Source organism: Vibrio sp. THAF64 (genome assembly GCF_009363455.1).
GTDB classification, from domain to species: domain Bacteria; phylum Pseudomonadota; class Gammaproteobacteria; order Enterobacterales; family Vibrionaceae; genus Vibrio; species Vibrio coralliilyticus.
Map to the genome: position 1 here is coordinate 3,524,778 of NZ_CP045355.1, position 14,716 is coordinate 3,539,493.

18 protein-coding genes are annotated in these 14,716 nt (G+C 46.8%); all 18 read right to left on the bottom strand.

What is annotated here, in order from left to right; all coding sequences use genetic code 11:
- Positions 1–4: 4 nt before the first annotated feature.
- Entirely contained in the window at positions 5–538 is a 534-nt protein-coding gene (gene atpH / locus FIU99_RS16515) for a F0F1 ATP synthase subunit delta (protein WP_021458003.1), read from the bottom strand.
- A 14-nt stretch (positions 539–552) separates the two neighbouring features.
- Positions 553–1,023 (bottom strand): F0F1 ATP synthase subunit B, encoded by a 471-nt coding sequence (gene atpF, locus FIU99_RS16520; RefSeq protein WP_006957447.1) that lies wholly within the window; start codon positions 1,021–1,023, stop codon positions 553–555.
- 72 nt (positions 1,024–1,095) lie between these two features.
- Positions 1,096–1,350 carry a F0F1 ATP synthase subunit C gene (gene atpE, locus FIU99_RS16525; RefSeq protein WP_006957448.1) on the bottom strand — a complete coding sequence of 85 codons (255 nt, stop codon included), beginning with the start codon at positions 1,348–1,350 and terminating at the stop codon, positions 1,096–1,098.
- A gap of 56 nt (positions 1,351–1,406) precedes the next feature.
- The gene (gene atpB / locus FIU99_RS16530; protein ID WP_006957449.1) at positions 1,407–2,219 is read right to left on the bottom strand and encodes a F0F1 ATP synthase subunit A; all 813 of its coding nucleotides are present in this window, start codon (positions 2,217–2,219) and stop codon (positions 1,407–1,409) included.
- Positions 2,220–2,227: 8 nt separating this feature from the next.
- Complete coding sequence (locus tag FIU99_RS16535) at positions 2,228–2,617, bottom strand: F0F1 ATP synthase subunit I (RefSeq protein WP_006957450.1); 390 nt, start codon at positions 2,615–2,617, stop codon at positions 2,228–2,230.
- 186 nt (positions 2,618–2,803) lie between these two features.
- Positions 2,804–3,685, bottom strand: a complete 882-nt coding sequence (locus tag FIU99_RS16540; protein WP_006957451.1) for a ParB/RepB/Spo0J family partition protein — start codon at positions 3,683–3,685, stop codon at positions 2,804–2,806.
- 22 nt (positions 3,686–3,707) lie between these two features.
- Positions 3,708–4,481 carry a ParA family protein gene (locus tag FIU99_RS16545; RefSeq protein ID WP_006957452.1) on the bottom strand — a complete coding sequence of 258 codons (774 nt, stop codon included), beginning with the start codon at positions 4,479–4,481 and terminating at the stop codon, positions 3,708–3,710.
- Positions 4,482–4,495: 14 nt separating this feature from the next.
- Positions 4,496–5,128: a 16S rRNA (guanine(527)-N(7))-methyltransferase RsmG gene (rsmG, locus tag FIU99_RS16550; protein ID WP_006957453.1), complete on the bottom strand. Its 633-nt coding sequence runs from the start codon at positions 5,126–5,128 to the stop codon at positions 4,496–4,498.
- Positions 5,128–7,023: a tRNA uridine-5-carboxymethylaminomethyl(34) synthesis enzyme MnmG gene (mnmG, locus tag FIU99_RS16555; RefSeq protein ID WP_006957454.1), complete on the bottom strand. Its 1,896-nt coding sequence runs from the start codon at positions 7,021–7,023 to the stop codon at positions 5,128–5,130. The genes rsmG and mnmG overlap by 1 nt, the downstream gene beginning before the upstream one ends.
- Before the next feature lie 448 nt (positions 7,024–7,471).
- Positions 7,472–7,906 (bottom strand): FMN-binding protein MioC, encoded by a 435-nt coding sequence (gene mioC / locus FIU99_RS16560; RefSeq protein WP_152472384.1) that lies wholly within the window; start codon positions 7,904–7,906, stop codon positions 7,472–7,474.
- A gap of 53 nt (positions 7,907–7,959) precedes the next feature.
- Positions 7,960–9,321 carry a tRNA uridine-5-carboxymethylaminomethyl(34) synthesis GTPase MnmE gene (gene mnmE / locus FIU99_RS16565; RefSeq protein WP_152472385.1) on the bottom strand — a complete coding sequence of 454 codons (1,362 nt, stop codon included), beginning with the start codon at positions 9,319–9,321 and terminating at the stop codon, positions 7,960–7,962.
- A 120-nt stretch (positions 9,322–9,441) separates the two neighbouring features.
- Positions 9,442–11,061 carry a membrane protein insertase YidC gene (gene yidC, locus FIU99_RS16570; protein WP_039951178.1) on the bottom strand — a complete coding sequence of 540 codons (1,620 nt, stop codon included), beginning with the start codon at positions 11,059–11,061 and terminating at the stop codon, positions 9,442–9,444.
- Positions 11,062–11,063: 2 nt separating this feature from the next.
- Entirely contained in the window at positions 11,064–11,321 is a 258-nt protein-coding gene (gene yidD / locus FIU99_RS16575) for a membrane protein insertion efficiency factor YidD (protein ID WP_080555897.1), read from the bottom strand.
- Positions 11,288–11,611 carry a ribonuclease P protein component gene (rnpA, locus tag FIU99_RS16580; RefSeq protein WP_006957457.1) on the bottom strand — a complete coding sequence of 108 codons (324 nt, stop codon included), beginning with the start codon at positions 11,609–11,611 and terminating at the stop codon, positions 11,288–11,290. The genes yidD and rnpA overlap by 34 nt, the downstream gene beginning before the upstream one ends.
- 45 nt (positions 11,612–11,656) lie before the next feature.
- Positions 11,657–11,791 carry a 50S ribosomal protein L34 gene (gene rpmH / locus FIU99_RS16585; RefSeq protein ID WP_004411068.1) on the bottom strand — a complete coding sequence of 45 codons (135 nt, stop codon included), beginning with the start codon at positions 11,789–11,791 and terminating at the stop codon, positions 11,657–11,659.
- A 230-nt stretch (positions 11,792–12,021) separates the two neighbouring features.
- Positions 12,022–12,759, bottom strand: coding sequence for an amino acid ABC transporter ATP-binding protein (locus tag FIU99_RS16590; protein ID WP_006957460.1), 738 nt, complete (start codon positions 12,757–12,759; stop codon positions 12,022–12,024).
- On the bottom strand, positions 12,756–13,427 hold the full coding sequence (locus tag FIU99_RS16595) for an amino acid ABC transporter permease (RefSeq protein ID WP_006957462.1): 672 nt from the start codon (positions 13,425–13,427) through the stop codon (positions 12,756–12,758). Before FIU99_RS16595 ends, FIU99_RS16590 begins: the two co-directional genes overlap by 4 nt.
- Positions 13,428–13,552: 125 nt before the next feature.
- Positions 13,553–14,299: an amino acid ABC transporter substrate-binding protein gene (locus FIU99_RS16600; RefSeq protein WP_006957464.1), complete on the bottom strand. Its 747-nt coding sequence runs from the start codon at positions 14,297–14,299 to the stop codon at positions 13,553–13,555.
- Between the last annotated feature and the right edge of the window lie 417 nt (positions 14,300–14,716).

Below are 14,716 nucleotides of genomic sequence, written 5' to 3' on the forward strand. Positions count from 1 at the left end.
CCCATTAAGACTGCAATGCATCGCTCAGGCGGTTCAAACGACCACGCGCTGAGTCATCGATGACTAAGTCTCCGGCTCGAATAATCACCCCACCAAGTAGGGCCTCATCTACACTGCAATTCAGCTTAACTTTGCGTTCAAGACGCTGCTCAAGTTTGCTGCTGATACCTGCAAGCTGCTCATCAGAAAGGTCTGATGCTGAAATGACTTCAACATCTACTTCTTTCTCATGCTCTTTTTTCAGAGCAAAGAACTGTTCACAAATATCAGGAAGGGCCGCTAATCGGCCATTCTCTGCCATCACCTTCAATAGGTTTTGGCCATGAGCATCAACTTGATCGCCGCAAACTGCTACAAATACTTCTGCCAGTTTATCGGCAGAAACCGAACCCGTTAGGAGTTCGTGCATCTGTTCGTTTTTAGCTACTTCAGCAGCAAAAGAAAGCATCTGACCCCATTGGTCCAACGCGCCTTTTTCCACTGCAAAGTCGAATGCTGCTTTAGCATAGGGGCGTGCGATAGTAGTCAAATCAGACATAGGCGCCCCCAGACTTAAAGTTTTGCAGTAATGTTGTCGAGAATATCTTTGTGCGCATCTTTATCGATAGAACGCTCAATGATTTTCTCAGCACCAGCTACAGCCAGAGTTGCAACTTGTTTGCGCAGCTCATCGCGTGCACGGTTGCGTTCAGCTTCAAGTTCAGCTTCCGCCTGTGAAAGAATCTTCTGGCGTTCTGCCTGAGCTTCTTCACGAGCTTCATCTAGAATTTGAGCTTTACGCTTGTTCGCTTGCTCGATGACCTCTGTTGCTGTGCGCTTCGCTTCTTTCATCTGTTCAGAAGCGTTTGCTTGCGCTAGATCCAAGTCTTTTGCAGCACGTTCAGCTGCTTGTAGACCGTCAGCAATTTTTTTCTGACGCTCTTCGATCGCTTGCATCAATGGCGGCCATACATACTTCATGCAGAACCACACAAACAGTGCAAACGAGATTGCTTGACCTAGCAGAGTTGCGTTTATATTCACAACAGCTACCCCTTCTATTCGGACTTAGTATTAATCAATAACAAGCCAAAGCTTGTCGAAAGTTAAGAGTGATTAACCTAGTTGACCAACGAATGGGTTCGCGAATGTGAATAGAAGTGCGATTACGATACCGATCATTGGAACCGCATCAAGTAGACCCGCGATGATGAACATCTTAACTTGTAGCATAGGAGCCATTTCTGGTTGACGTGCTGCACCTTCAAGGAATTTACCACCTAGAAGTGCGAAACCAATCGCAGTACCAAGAGAAGCAAGACCGACGATAAGACCTACGGCGATTGCAGAAAAGCTCAGTAAAGTTTCCATTACTATCTCCAATTTATAGTTGTTGGCTAGTTGCCCAAATAAAAAGCTTTAAAAAATTAATGATCACTGTCTTCGTGTGCCATTGACAGGTAAACAATTGTCAACATCATAAACACGAAGGCTTGAATCGTGATAACCAAGACATGGAAGATTGCCCACGGTAGTGAACCCATCCATTGCAAGTACCATGGTAGCATTGCCGCACAAAGAATGAATACAACCTCACCCGCGAACATGTTACCGAATAGACGCATACCAAGAGACAGAGGTTTCGCCAGTAGCGAGACCACTTCAATCAGTAGGTTAAACGGAATCATCAGTGGGTGATTGAATGGATGTAGTGCTAATTCTTTAGCGAATCCACCTAGACCTTTCACTTTGATGCTGTAGTAAATCATCAGAGCGAAAACGCCTAGAGCCATAGCCATGGTGATATTCACATCAGCAGACGGTACAACCTTAAGGTAAGGAATACCAAGCCAATGCTCTGCTGGGTAAGGTAAGAAGTCGATTGGCACTAAGTCCATCAAGTTCATTAAGAATACCCAACAAAAGATAGTCAGTGCTAAAGGCGCGATCAGTGGGTTGCGTCCATGGAACGTGTCTTTGACGTTTTCCGCGACAAATTCAACGATCATTTCTACAGCACACTGAAGCTTACCTGGTACACCCGCTGTTGTTCTCTTTGCTACCTTGTAAAAGATTCCTAGGAAAATTAAACCAGTAAACCAAGAAAAAAACAGGCTATCGATATGTACGTTCCAGAAACTTGCCTCCTCCGCTACAAGACCTAACTTATAAGTAGAAAGGTTTGTAAGGTGGTGGGAAATGTATCCGGACGCAGTTAGCGCTTCACCTGGCGCAGCCATAACTCATCCTATTTTTTGTTGTTAATGAATAGCACTGGCGCACAGATATTAATACCTAGAGCCAGCAAATAGGTTAGCTTAAGGGGAACAAGTTCCACCTGTATATACATGTAAGCAACGGAAAAAAGCGCCACTGTGATAAGGATTTTCAGTGCTTCACCGGCATAGAAAGAGTTCGCGATACGCTTTGCAGCGCGAGCCCCACCATACATGAAAGCAAACAATGCGAACACCGCATTCGCGACAACAAAAATGCCGCCACCAATCAGTGCTGAAAGCCCCCATTCAGCATTCACAGCCACTGCCATTCCTGCCGCCATTAGTGTAACCGCGCCAAACTGGATCATTAACAATCGCTTTGCAAGCTCTCGTCCTGGTCTAGCTAACGCAGCTACCATGTATTCGTACCTCGAGTAAAATCCACAGCGTTACTACCTCATGCTGGGAAATTGGCGAAAATTATACGGTGAGTCCTATTGAATGCAATTAAAACACCGCAAAAAGTTACAATTTTGTTTACAAACCGACAACTTCCGCACAAAAATTCGTTTTTTTACATAATTGACCGAGATCAATTATCTCATTTAGCCTTCAAGCTTGGCAATCAGTTGCTCTAATTTGTGAGGCTCATCAAGACTAATCGTGACTTTCGACGCGCCGTTCTTGGCACGCACGATTGCCACTTTAGCACTGAGCATTTCACTCAATTTCTGTGACATTTGTTGTGCCTCAGTGTCTTGAAGCTCATTTTTCTCTTCAGATTGCGGCTGGAGACACTTTTTCACTAACTGTTCTGTCTGACGAACTGTCATACGCTTCTTCGCGACCAGTTCAGCAACCTCAACCTGCTCTTCCCCTTCCAACGCCAACAGCGCACGTGCGTGGCCCATTTCGAGCATTTTTTCTGAAAGGAGATACTTGACGTCCATTTCCAGCTGATTCAGTCGCAGCAAGTTACTCACGGTAGCACGCGATTTACCAATCACCTCAGCCACTTGCTGGTGGGTGAGAGAAAACTCTTCCTGAAGACGATCGAGGGCGACAGCCTCTTCGATCACATTAAGATCTTCACGTTGAATGTTCTCGATCAACGCCATAGCGATCGCTGCGCGATCGTCAACGTTTTTGATCACACACGGTACTTGTTTGAGCCCCGCTTTGCGTGCCGCACGCCAACGGCGTTCACCCGCAATGATTTCAAACTTGTCATTTTCAACCTGACGAACCACGATCGGCTGAATAATCCCCTGAGACTCTATCGAAGCCGCTAACTCTTCTAGCGCTTCGGGCTCCATATCTTTACGCGGCTGATAAACACCAGGCTTAAGGCTATTGATGCTTAAATCTGTCAGCTCCCCATCAGAAGAAAGCTCTTGGCTGTGCAAGGCACTTTGCTGTTTTTCACGCGCGAGCGAGCTCGTTGAAAGCAGAGCATCAAGCCCTTTACCTAAACCACGTTTAGACATGAGACAAATTCCTTTGGTTGGGTTATGCAGGGACTTCATCGCGGCGCAGCATTTCTCCAGCTAGAGCCAGATACGCTTTTGCGCCTGCGGAGTATTTGTCGTAGTACATGGCAGGTTTACCATGACTTGGCGCTTCGGCCAGACGAACATTACGCGGAATAACAGTGCGGTACACCTTGTTACCAAAGTGCTTTTTCAACTGATCGGATACTTCGTTTGATAAGCGGTTACGAGGGTCATACATGGTGCGAAGCAGACCTTCGATTTTAAGATTTTCATTTACCACCGCTGCCAGCTTACTGATGGTATCCATTAATGCTGTTAAACCTTCCAGTGCAAAATACTCACACTGCATAGGAACCAAGACCGAATCTGCTGCGGCCATGGCATTGATTGTAAGAAGGTTTAGCGATGGAGGACAATCGATAAAGATGAAATCATAGTTATCGCGAACTGACGCAAGTGCATGTTTGAGACGAACTTCGCGCGCAAACACTTCCATCAGTTTGATTTCAGCCGCAGTGACATCGCCGTTGGCAGCAATCAAATCATAGTTGCCAGAGGTCTTGCGACACACGACATCATCAAATGCGACATCTTCAACCAGCAGCTCATAAGCGGTGGCATCGACCTGATACTTATCGACGCCACTGGCCATAGTAGCGTTACCTTGCGGATCGAGATCAATCACCAATACCTTACGCTTGGTCGCAGCCATAGACGCGGCTAAGTTGATGCACGTTGTTGTTTTACCAACTCCACCTTTCTGGTTGGCGATTGCTACGATTTTTCCCACGGTGAACCTCGCTTTTATTCCTTGCGGGATAAGATTACTAGATGACGCTTACCTTCCAATTCAGGAACTTGCAAAGCTTTGATGTCGGTCACAGAACACCAGTCCGGAAGCTGGTCAATCTCATCCTGAGGCAGTTGGCCCTTAAGAGCCATAAAACAGCCGGTTTGGGCTTTGGGTAAGTGATGACACCACTCCACCATATCAACCATAGAGGCAAATGCTCGGCTTAAAACGCCGTCAAATTTGTCTTGCGGCTGAAACTCTTCAACACGGCTTTGAATCGGCGTGACATTTTCGATCTTTAGTTCATGCAGCACTTGTTTAATAAAACGAATGCGCTTACCAAGGCTGTCGAGCAAATAAAATTCTTTGTCTGGATTCATGATAGACAAAGGGATCCCCGGCAGGCCCGGCCCGGTGCCAACGTCAATAAAACGCTGCCCTTGTAAGTGAGAGCTGACAACAATACTATCCAGAATGTGTTTCACCAGCATGTCACTAGGATCGCGTACCGAGGTCAGATTATAAGCTTTGTTCCATTTGTTGAGCATTTCAACATAACCAACAAGTTGATCTCGTTGATTATCTGACACCTCAAGCTTAGTTTGTGCGATCAATGCGTCCAGTTCAGTACGTAATGCGCTCATTATGCTTCCTCACCTTTCTTCAGCATGCCTTGCTTTTTGAGATGAACAAGCAAGATGGAGATGGCCGCAGGCGTAATTCCAGAGATGCGTGAAGCAATACCGATAGATTCTGGCTTCGATTCATTCAATTTCGCCACCACTTCATTCGACAGGCCTTTTACGTTGGCGTAATCCATATCAAGTGGCAGGTGTGTATGTTCATGGCGTAAGGATTTTTCAATCTCGTCTTGCTGACGCTTAATGTAACCTTCGTATTTAACTTGGATTTCCACTTGCTCTGCAGCCTGTTGATCCGCCAGCGCAGGTGCAAAGGCTTCTAGCTCTGTCAGCTGCTGATAGGTCATCTCAGGGCGACGCAGCAGATCTTCACCACTGGCTTCACGCACCATTGGTGTTTTTAGCAGTTGGTTAAGTGCATCAATGCCTTGTGACTTAGGGTTCATCCAAGTGTCTTTCAGACGCTGGCGCTCTTTGGTCATATTGTCGATCTTTTCGTTGAAACGCGCCCAACGAAGATCATCGATCAAACCAAGTTCTCGCGCCTGCTCTGTTAAACGCAAATCCGCGTTATCTTCGCGCAGTAGCAAGCGATACTCGGCGCGTGAAGTGAACATGCGATACGGTTCTTTGGTGCCCATTGTTGAAAGGTCATCAATCAAAACACCGACGTAAGCCTGATCACGGCGTGGGCTCCAACCGTCTTTGTCCTGACTGTACAAACTCGCGTTCAAGCCCGCCATTAAACCTTGCGCAGCCGCTTCTTCATAGCCAGTGGTGCCGTTGATCTGGCCAGCAAAGAACAAACCATTAATAAATTTGGTTTCGTAGGTCTGTTTTAAATCACGTGGATCGAAGAAATCGTATTCTATCGCATAGCCTGGTCGCACAATGTGGGCATTTTCAAACCCTTTCATTGAACGAACAATTTGAACTTGAACATCAAACGGCAGACTGGTTGAGATGCCATTTGGATAGAGCTCATGCGTATTCAGTCCTTCAGGCTCGATAAAGATCTGATGGCTGTTCTTGTCAGCAAAACGCATCACTTTGTCTTCAATCGACGGACAGTAACGTGGACCAATCCCCTCGATCACACCCGCATACATCGGGCTACGATCTAAGTTATTGCGGATCACTTCGTGTGTTTGATCGTTGGTGTGGGTGATAAAGCACGGGATCTGGCGTGGGTGCTGTGTTCTTTGACCCATAAAGGAGAACACAGGTGTTGGATTATCACCATGTTGTGCTTCCAACTGGGAGAAATCAACACTTCGCGCATCAATTCGTGGTGGAGTTCCTGTCTTAAGGCGATCAACACGGAATGGTAATTCACGTAAACGATCCGCCAGAGCTATGGAAGGAGGATCGCCCGCGCGGCCACCAGAAGAGCTTTCCATACCAATATGGATCTTACCGCCAAGGAAAGTCCCAACCGTTAATACGACTGCTTTGGCATGAAAACGTAGTCCCATCTGTGTCACAACACCGACAGCTCTGTCCTGTTCAACAATCAGATCATCAACGGATTGTTGAAATAAGGTCAGGTTAGGGGCATTTTCTAATGCTTCACGAACATAGGCTTTGTACAGAGCACGATCAGCTTGAGCACGAGTTGCTCTTACTGCTGGACCTTTAGATGCATTCAGCGTTCTGAATTGAATACCAGCATGATCGATGGCTTGGGCCATTAACCCTCCCATCGCATCCACTTCTTTGACTAGGTGACCTTTACCGATGCCACCGATGGCTGGATTACATGACATCTGACCTAAAGTGTCGATGTTATGTGTCAGTAACAGCGTCTTTTGTCCTGTGCGAGCTGATGCGAGTGCGGCTTCCGTTCCTGCGTGTCCGCCACCGACAACAATGACGTCAAATTTTTCGTGATAAAGCATGAACTGACCTCTGGTATTCAATAGAGAGATGGGCAGATAAAAAAGAGCGCTATTCTACCTGCTTTCACATTGATAGAAAATCGCTTTTCGCGTTTTTAATCTAAGTCTCTGACAAAGCTTACTTATATAGGATCTCTATATATGATCTTTTATTAGATCTATTATAAGGATCGACGATCTCTGTGGATAAGTAAAAAATGATCAACAAGATCATGGATCTTAAACAGATCAAATAATGTGATCTTACCTTGATCAGATCGAGGATTACCTGAGATCAAAATGGCTAGTTATTCACAGGCAAAAAATAGATCAAGAGTTGTTCTTTGGATAACTATAGGTTAATCACCGGATAGTTTGCATTTTATCCACAGCTAGAACGATTGAAATTTCACCAGATTGAGAAAGAAGAGAGGAAGTGACAATGAGCTATCACTTCCTTGTTGGGGGATTATAGGCTATCAATATGATCGGCTAGCCAAGCTTCAGCGGCGTCTTCTGGGACATCATGATTGAGCACATCGATTGTCAGGCAGTCTGCAACCGGAGTACCACCGATGTCTGCGAGTAGCGCATGAGCATGCTGGCCCGCAGCACAGAATGTATCGTAACTGGAGTCGCCAATCGCAATCACGGCATACTTAACCCCAGACATTCTAGGTGGGGTGTCTTGCAGGGCCTGGATAAATGGCTGAATGTTATCTGGGTATTCACCGGCGCCATGGGTGGAAGTGATCAGTAACCAGGTACCTTCAGCGGGGATCTCACTCAGCTCAGGTTGGTTGTGAATGCTGGTCTCAAAGCCTTTTTCAATCAGGAGATCACTGAGATGATCGCCAACGTATTCAGCACCACCTAATGTGCTGCCGGTAATTATTTGGATCATAGGGTTTCCTTTTACCTAAAAAACACGCGACTCAAAGGTCGCGCGTATGGGGATTATTTGCCAATACAGAAAGAGGAGAAGATGCGCCCGAGCAAGTCATCTGAGCTGAACTCTCCGGTGATTTCATTCAGGTGCTGCTGCGCAATTCTCAATTCTTCTGCGAGGATTTCGCCCGCCATGTAACCTTCCAGTTGCTGCTGACCTATATCAAGGTGTTCAGCCGCTTTTTCCAGCGCTTCTAGGTGACGACGACGAGCCATAAAGCCACCTTCGTGTCCACCCGCAAAGCCCATGCACTCTTTAAGGTGCGTACGCAGTGATTCGACGCCCTGACCCGTTCTGGCCGACAGACGAATCAACGTTGGATCGTTAACATGACAGATACCAAGTGTTTCATTGGTTTGATCGACTTTATTGCGGATCACCGTCATGCCAATATTGCTCGGCAATCGATCGACGAAGTCAGGCCAAATCTCTTTCGGGTCAGTGGCATCCGTGGTAGTGCCATCGACCATGAACAAGACGCGGTCGGCTTGCTCGATTTCTTCCCACGCACGTTCGATACCTATCTTTTCGACTTCATCTGACGCATCGCGCAGACCAGCGGTATCAATGATGTGCAGTGGCATGCCATCAATATGGATATGCTCTCTCAATACATCTCGGGTGGTACCTGCAATGTCGGTCACAATGGCAGACTCTTTACCCGACAGAGCGTTCAGAAGGCTGGATTTGCCCGCATTTGGTCGACCGGCGATGACTACCTTCATCCCTTCGCGCATGATAGCGCCTTGTGTCGCTTCTTTGCGTACGGCTGTGAGGTTATCAATAATTGTCTGAAGGTCTGCAGAGACTTTACCATCGGCAAGAAAATCGATTTCTTCTTCGGGGAAATCAATTGCGGCTTCGACGTAGATACGCAGGTGTATCAGAGACTCTACCAAGGTTTGGATTCGATTTGAAAACGCGCCTTGAAGCGATTTAAGGGCAGATTTTGCCGCTTGTTCTGAGCTGGCATCAATTAAGTCCGCAATGGCTTCGGCTTGAGCTAAATCGAGCTTGTCATTGAGGAAGGCTCGTTCTGAAAACTCACCCGGGCGAGCGGTGCGGATCCCGGGAATTTGCAGAATGCGCTTGATCAGCATATCCATTACGACTGGGCCGCCATGGCCTTGCAGTTCTAGGACATCTTCGCCGGTAAAGGAGTTTGGATTAGGGAAGTAGAGCGCTATACCCTGATCGAGCTGAGTGCCATCCTGAGCCGTAAATGACAGATACTCTGCGTATCTTGGACGTAATTCTTTGCCTGTTACCTCAGAAGCGACTTTGGCCGCAAGGGGACCGGATACGCGAATAATGCCGACACCGCCTCGTCCGGGCGCAGTTGCTTGAGCGACAATGGTCTCTGTAGTCATAGTGGTAGCCTGTGCGATGCATACCCTGTGAGGGTAAATAGTGAATGAGATGAATTGTAATCAGCCAAAAACAAAAAGGCGACCTTTTGGTCGCCTTTCTCGATTATTTACGCCGACTCGTTATTTTGAGTGCAAGCCTTTCTTCTCCAGCGCCTTATAAATCAGCGTCTGTTGGATCAGAGTAACGATGTTCGACACTAACCAGTAAAGAACCAGACCTGATGGGAAGAACAGGAAGAAACCAGTGAACAGAACAGGCATGAACGTCATGATCTTCTGCTGCATTGGATCTGTCACTGTGGTTGGGCTCATCTTCTGGATCAGGAACATGGATGCACCCATCAGTAGCGGCAAGATGTAGTAAGGGTCTTGCGCTGACAAGTCAGTAATCCAACCAAAGAATGGTGAGTGACGCAGTTCCACCGATTCCATTAGTGCCCAGTAAAGTGCAATGAAAATAGGCATCTGTAGAAGTAGAGGTAGACAGCCACCCAGTGGGTTTACTTTCTCTTTCTTGTACAGTTCCATCATTTCTTGGCTCATACGCTGACGGTCATCGCCGATACGCTCACGCATCGCTTGCAGCTTAGGCTGTAGCATGCGCATTTTTGCCATTGAAGTGTACTGTGCCTTAGTCAGTGGATACATCGCACCACGCACAATGAAGGTCAGAACGATGATCGCTAGACCCCAGTTAGACACGAAGCTTTGAATGAACGACAGTAGCGTGTGCAGTGGTTTAGCGATAAACCATAGCCAGCCATAATCCACAACCAAGTCTAGATTCGGCGCAGTTTCTGCCATTTCTTGCTGAAGTTTCGGACCTACCCAAAGTGTCGCGTTGAATTTTGCTGAGTCACCCGTTGCGATGGTTTTGTTCGGCATACGAACACCAATGTCACCCAGGTTACCAATCACGCGAGTGTACAGGTTAGTACCTGGCTCGTTGCGAGGGATCCATGCAGACGCGAAGTAGTGTTGGATCATTGCTGCCCAACCCTGACCGTCTGGTAGGGTGATTGACAGGTTACGATCCTGCATATCGTCAAAGCTGTATTTCTTGTAACGCGTTTCTTCTGTTGAGTACGCACCGCCACGGTAAGTTGGCATAGTGATGCTGCCGCCCGCGTCCATCAAGTTTTGGCGCAGGTGAGCGTACATACCAAATGTCGCGTTGCTACCTGAGTTGTTGACTACATCGTATTCAACGTCAACCGCGTAGCTGCCACGCTTAACAATAAATGTTTTGGTGTACTCAAGGCCATTTGCTTGGTATGTCATTGGGATGCGAAGTTCATCCTGACCGTCTTCCAGAGTGAAGCTATCTGCATTCACTGAGTAAGCCGGACGATTTGAGCTACTCAGATCGATACCTTGAGGACCCACTAGACCACTTTGCGCAATGAATTGGTGACCTGGCTCGTTCTTCAGTAGAACGAATGGGTCTGATGAATCCAGTTCTGCAGAGTATTGATTGAGGTCTGCAGTGATAACATCACCACCAACCGTATCAATCGACAGAGTCAAGACGTCAGTTGTCACGGTAATCGTTTTAGCAGACGCTTGCTGCGCAGGCGCGGGATCTAAATCATCCGCAAGAGTAGGGGCAGGTAGAGTACTGCTTGATTGTGCCTGTTCAACCGGCTGTGGTGCTGGGTTCTTTGCGACTTGCCATTGTTGAAACAACAAGAAAGAAACCAGTGCTAGCGCGATTAACAGGATATTACGTTGAGAATCCATCGTTATTTATCTCTGTCTTGTTTCTGGACTGGTGGAACGGGATCAAAACCGCCCTCATTCAAAGGGTGGCATTTTAATAGACGTTTGCTTGATAACCAACACCCTTTTACAAAACCGTGAGCTTTTAGTGCTTCTATGGCGTAAGTAGAGCAGGTTGGAGTAAAACGACAGCGTGGTCCGATAAGCGGACTAATGAGACCTTGATAAAGACGGACGAATCCGATTGCTACCCACGCGAAGGGCGAGACAGGCGCTGCCATAATTTATCAAACAGTTTGAACATTTCTTCATTGCTCAGATCTTGGGCGCTTTTCTTGGCAATCACAACAAAATCTTTGTGAGCAAGCTGGTGTTGATTGTTACGAAAGCTTTCACGAGCAAGGCGTTTAAAACGATTACGACCAACAGCGGTTTTAATCTGTTTTTTGGGAACGGCTAAACCTAATCGAGGGTGAGATAGGTTGTTATTGCGAGCAATGATGGTGAAATGTGGTGAGCCAGCTCGATGAGCTTGCTGGAAGACATTTTGATAATGCTCGGGAGTTAACAAACGTAACTCCCGATCGAACGCGTACGTTTTCAAAATAATCGAAGATTACTTAGAAAGACGCTTACGGCCTTTTGCACGACGTGCATTGATTGTTGCACGACCGTTCTTAGTAGCCATACGTGCACGGAAACCGTGAGTACGCTTGCGCTTTAGAACTGAAGGTTGAAAAGTGCGTTTCATGATAATTACCTTTACTGATCAGTAGTTTTAGGTTCTTAGTTAACCCGGCGTGGGCCATTTGGTCTTCTTTATATATAAAGAGGACAAACCGACGCCTCTCAACAAAGAGGCGGAATTGTAATCACAGTCACACAAAGTGTCAATCATTGAGCAACTGCTAAATTCCGGCCGGGCGATTATACGTAGTGTGAGCAAAATCTCAAGGATCAAGCGATCTTCTTTGGTGATCTTTACTCAGCGCCTACTTGGCGAAGGAATCTCTGTAAACGAGGATCCTGTGGATTATTAAAGATATCCTGTGGAGAGCCTTGCTCAACGATATTGCCTTCCGCCATAAAGATCACGCGATCCGCCACTTCTCGGGCGAACTGCATTTCGTGTGTGACCACCAGCATGGTTTGGTGTTTAGTCGCTAACTCCTTCATTAACTGAAGAACTTCGCCGACCCACTCAGGATCTAGTGCTGAGGTCGGTTCGTCAAACAGCAATAATTCGGGTTGCAGTGCCATCGCACGTCCGATACCCACACGTTGCTGCTGGCCACCAGACAGCGCCGCTGGATAACTGTCTCCTTTATCGCCAAGGCCGATGTCGTCAAGAATCTGCTGAGCGCGTGCCAATGCTTGGTCTTTCTTCCAGCCGCGAACGGTGATGAGGCCTTCAGCAATATTCTGACGGGCGGTCATATGGGCAAACAAGGCATAGTTCTGGAAAACAAACCCTGTCTTACGGCGCAGAGCTAATACTTCCGCTTTGGTGTGCTTTTCAGTATCCACGCTTACGTCATCAATGGTGATGACGCCTTTGTCGGCATTTTCTAGAAAATTCACCGTGCGCAGCAGGGTGGATTTGCCCGTACCGCTAGAGCCGATAATGACAATAATCTCGCCCTGTTTGATATCGAGATCGATGCCTTTAAGGACTTCTGTCTCACCAAAGCGTTTGTGAATGTTATCTAACTTGATCATCTTACGTATGCCTTATTCAACTTAGCTTCTGCCCAGATTTGCACGCGAGTCAGTATTACTACAACGCCCCAGTAAATCAGCGCAACGGCAAGGAAAGCTTCGAAAAAGCGGAAGCTGGATGACGCTTCCATTTGCGCTTTTGCCATGATCTCCGCCACACCTAGCGTAAAGGCCAATGAGGTCGATTTGATCATATCAATGAAGTAGTTCATCAATGACGGCAGCGCCACACGCGTTGCCTGCGGCAAGATCACTCGGCGCATCGCTTGAGTCGTTGTCATGCCCACAGACAGGCTGGCTTCCATCTGGCTACGATCGATACCAATGATCGCGGCGCGGATACTCTCCGCCATGTATGCGGCAAAGTGCAGAGTCAAACCAATCACCGCGGCGCTGAATGCATCCAGACCGACTAGGAACGGAAAAATCTGCGGTAAGCCGTAGTAAAGCAGAAACAGTTGAACCAACAGTGGTGTACCACGGAAGAAGCTGATGTACAGCTGGCTTAACTGATCAAGAACGGGAACGCGAAATACACGGATATTCGCTAAAATGACGGCCAAAATCAGTGAAAATACTAAACCCCATGTCGCCATTTCCATGGTGGTGCCCAGATACTTGAGTAGTATCGGCATCAGGTTCAGCATGTAGTTAAAATCGAATCCCATAACGTATCCCAGTTAAAAATAAGCTTCTATACAAAAAGCAAAACCCACTGCAAAGGAAGGAAAGCAGTGGGTTAAGAGCAAATCCGGTTGAGTACCTCAACCAGACGAGCAATACTCAACAGTGGTTATTTAGTGATATCAGCACCAAACCACTTCTGAGAAATTTTCTCTAGTGTACCGTCAGCACGCATTTCAGCCAGTGCTTTATTCACTTCAGCCTGAAGCTTTTTGCCGTTGTCATTGTCAACGAAAGGCCAAGCGTTTTGAATCGTCTCAAACGGTTCGCCAGCAAGTTGCAGAGGTAGACCAGTTTTTTTGATCAGCTCAAGAGCCGATAGACGGTCCATTACAAACGCGTCTGCACGACCAAGTGCTACATCGTGTTCGATACCTGTATCGTAAGTCTTGATGTTGATCTTGCCGTCTTTGTCGTAGTTGCGTAGCAACTGCTCAAAGTTTGAACCTAGGTTAACCGCCACCGTTTTGCCTTCAAGATCTTTAATACCTTGGATGCTGTCGTTGCCTTTACGAACAGTGATCTGCGCACCATCAACAACGTATGGGTCAGCAAAAAGGTATTTGGCTTTACGAGCATCCGTCATCGTGATCTGGTTTGAAATCGTATCAATACGACCTGTCTCTAGCAGACCAAACAAACCAGAAAAGTTTGCCGTAACGTATTCCACTTTGTAATCGTTACGCTTACCAATCTCATCCCATAGGTCCACTTCGAAGCCTTGCAGCTTGTCTTGCTGAACGAAAGTGAATGGGAAGTAGCGGCCAGACATACCGACTTTAACTTCAGTCGCGGCTTGAACCGTCGCAGCAGAAAGCGCAATTGCTGCTACAGCAGCTTTAATCCAGTTTTTCATAGTACAACTCCATAGTTTTATGGGCACAAATACTACTGTCACTTTAGTTAATTAGATAAATAACCAAGAGCAATAACCTAGACGCCTGTGGAATAAGATAGCTTACTAAAGGTGGCCAGTCGTGTGAGTAAAGACGTAGCAAAAAATAAAAAGACGAGATTGGAATAAAATCACACCTTGCGAAAGCTTGATTCACAGACTTATCACCAGATGGCGGATCTGTGAGAAAAAGCGCAAATGTGGATCCTTATGTGAGTAAGAATAGGGCAGCTTGTGTTGATCTAGCGGATAATGACGTAAATATTGTGAATAACTTAGATCTTATTCACTGGATCGTCGATCATTTGCTGGCGATCTTGGTTATCAACAGGTAAAATTGCCAATCTTTTTCGATCATTAACTTTGAGTGGGGGCACC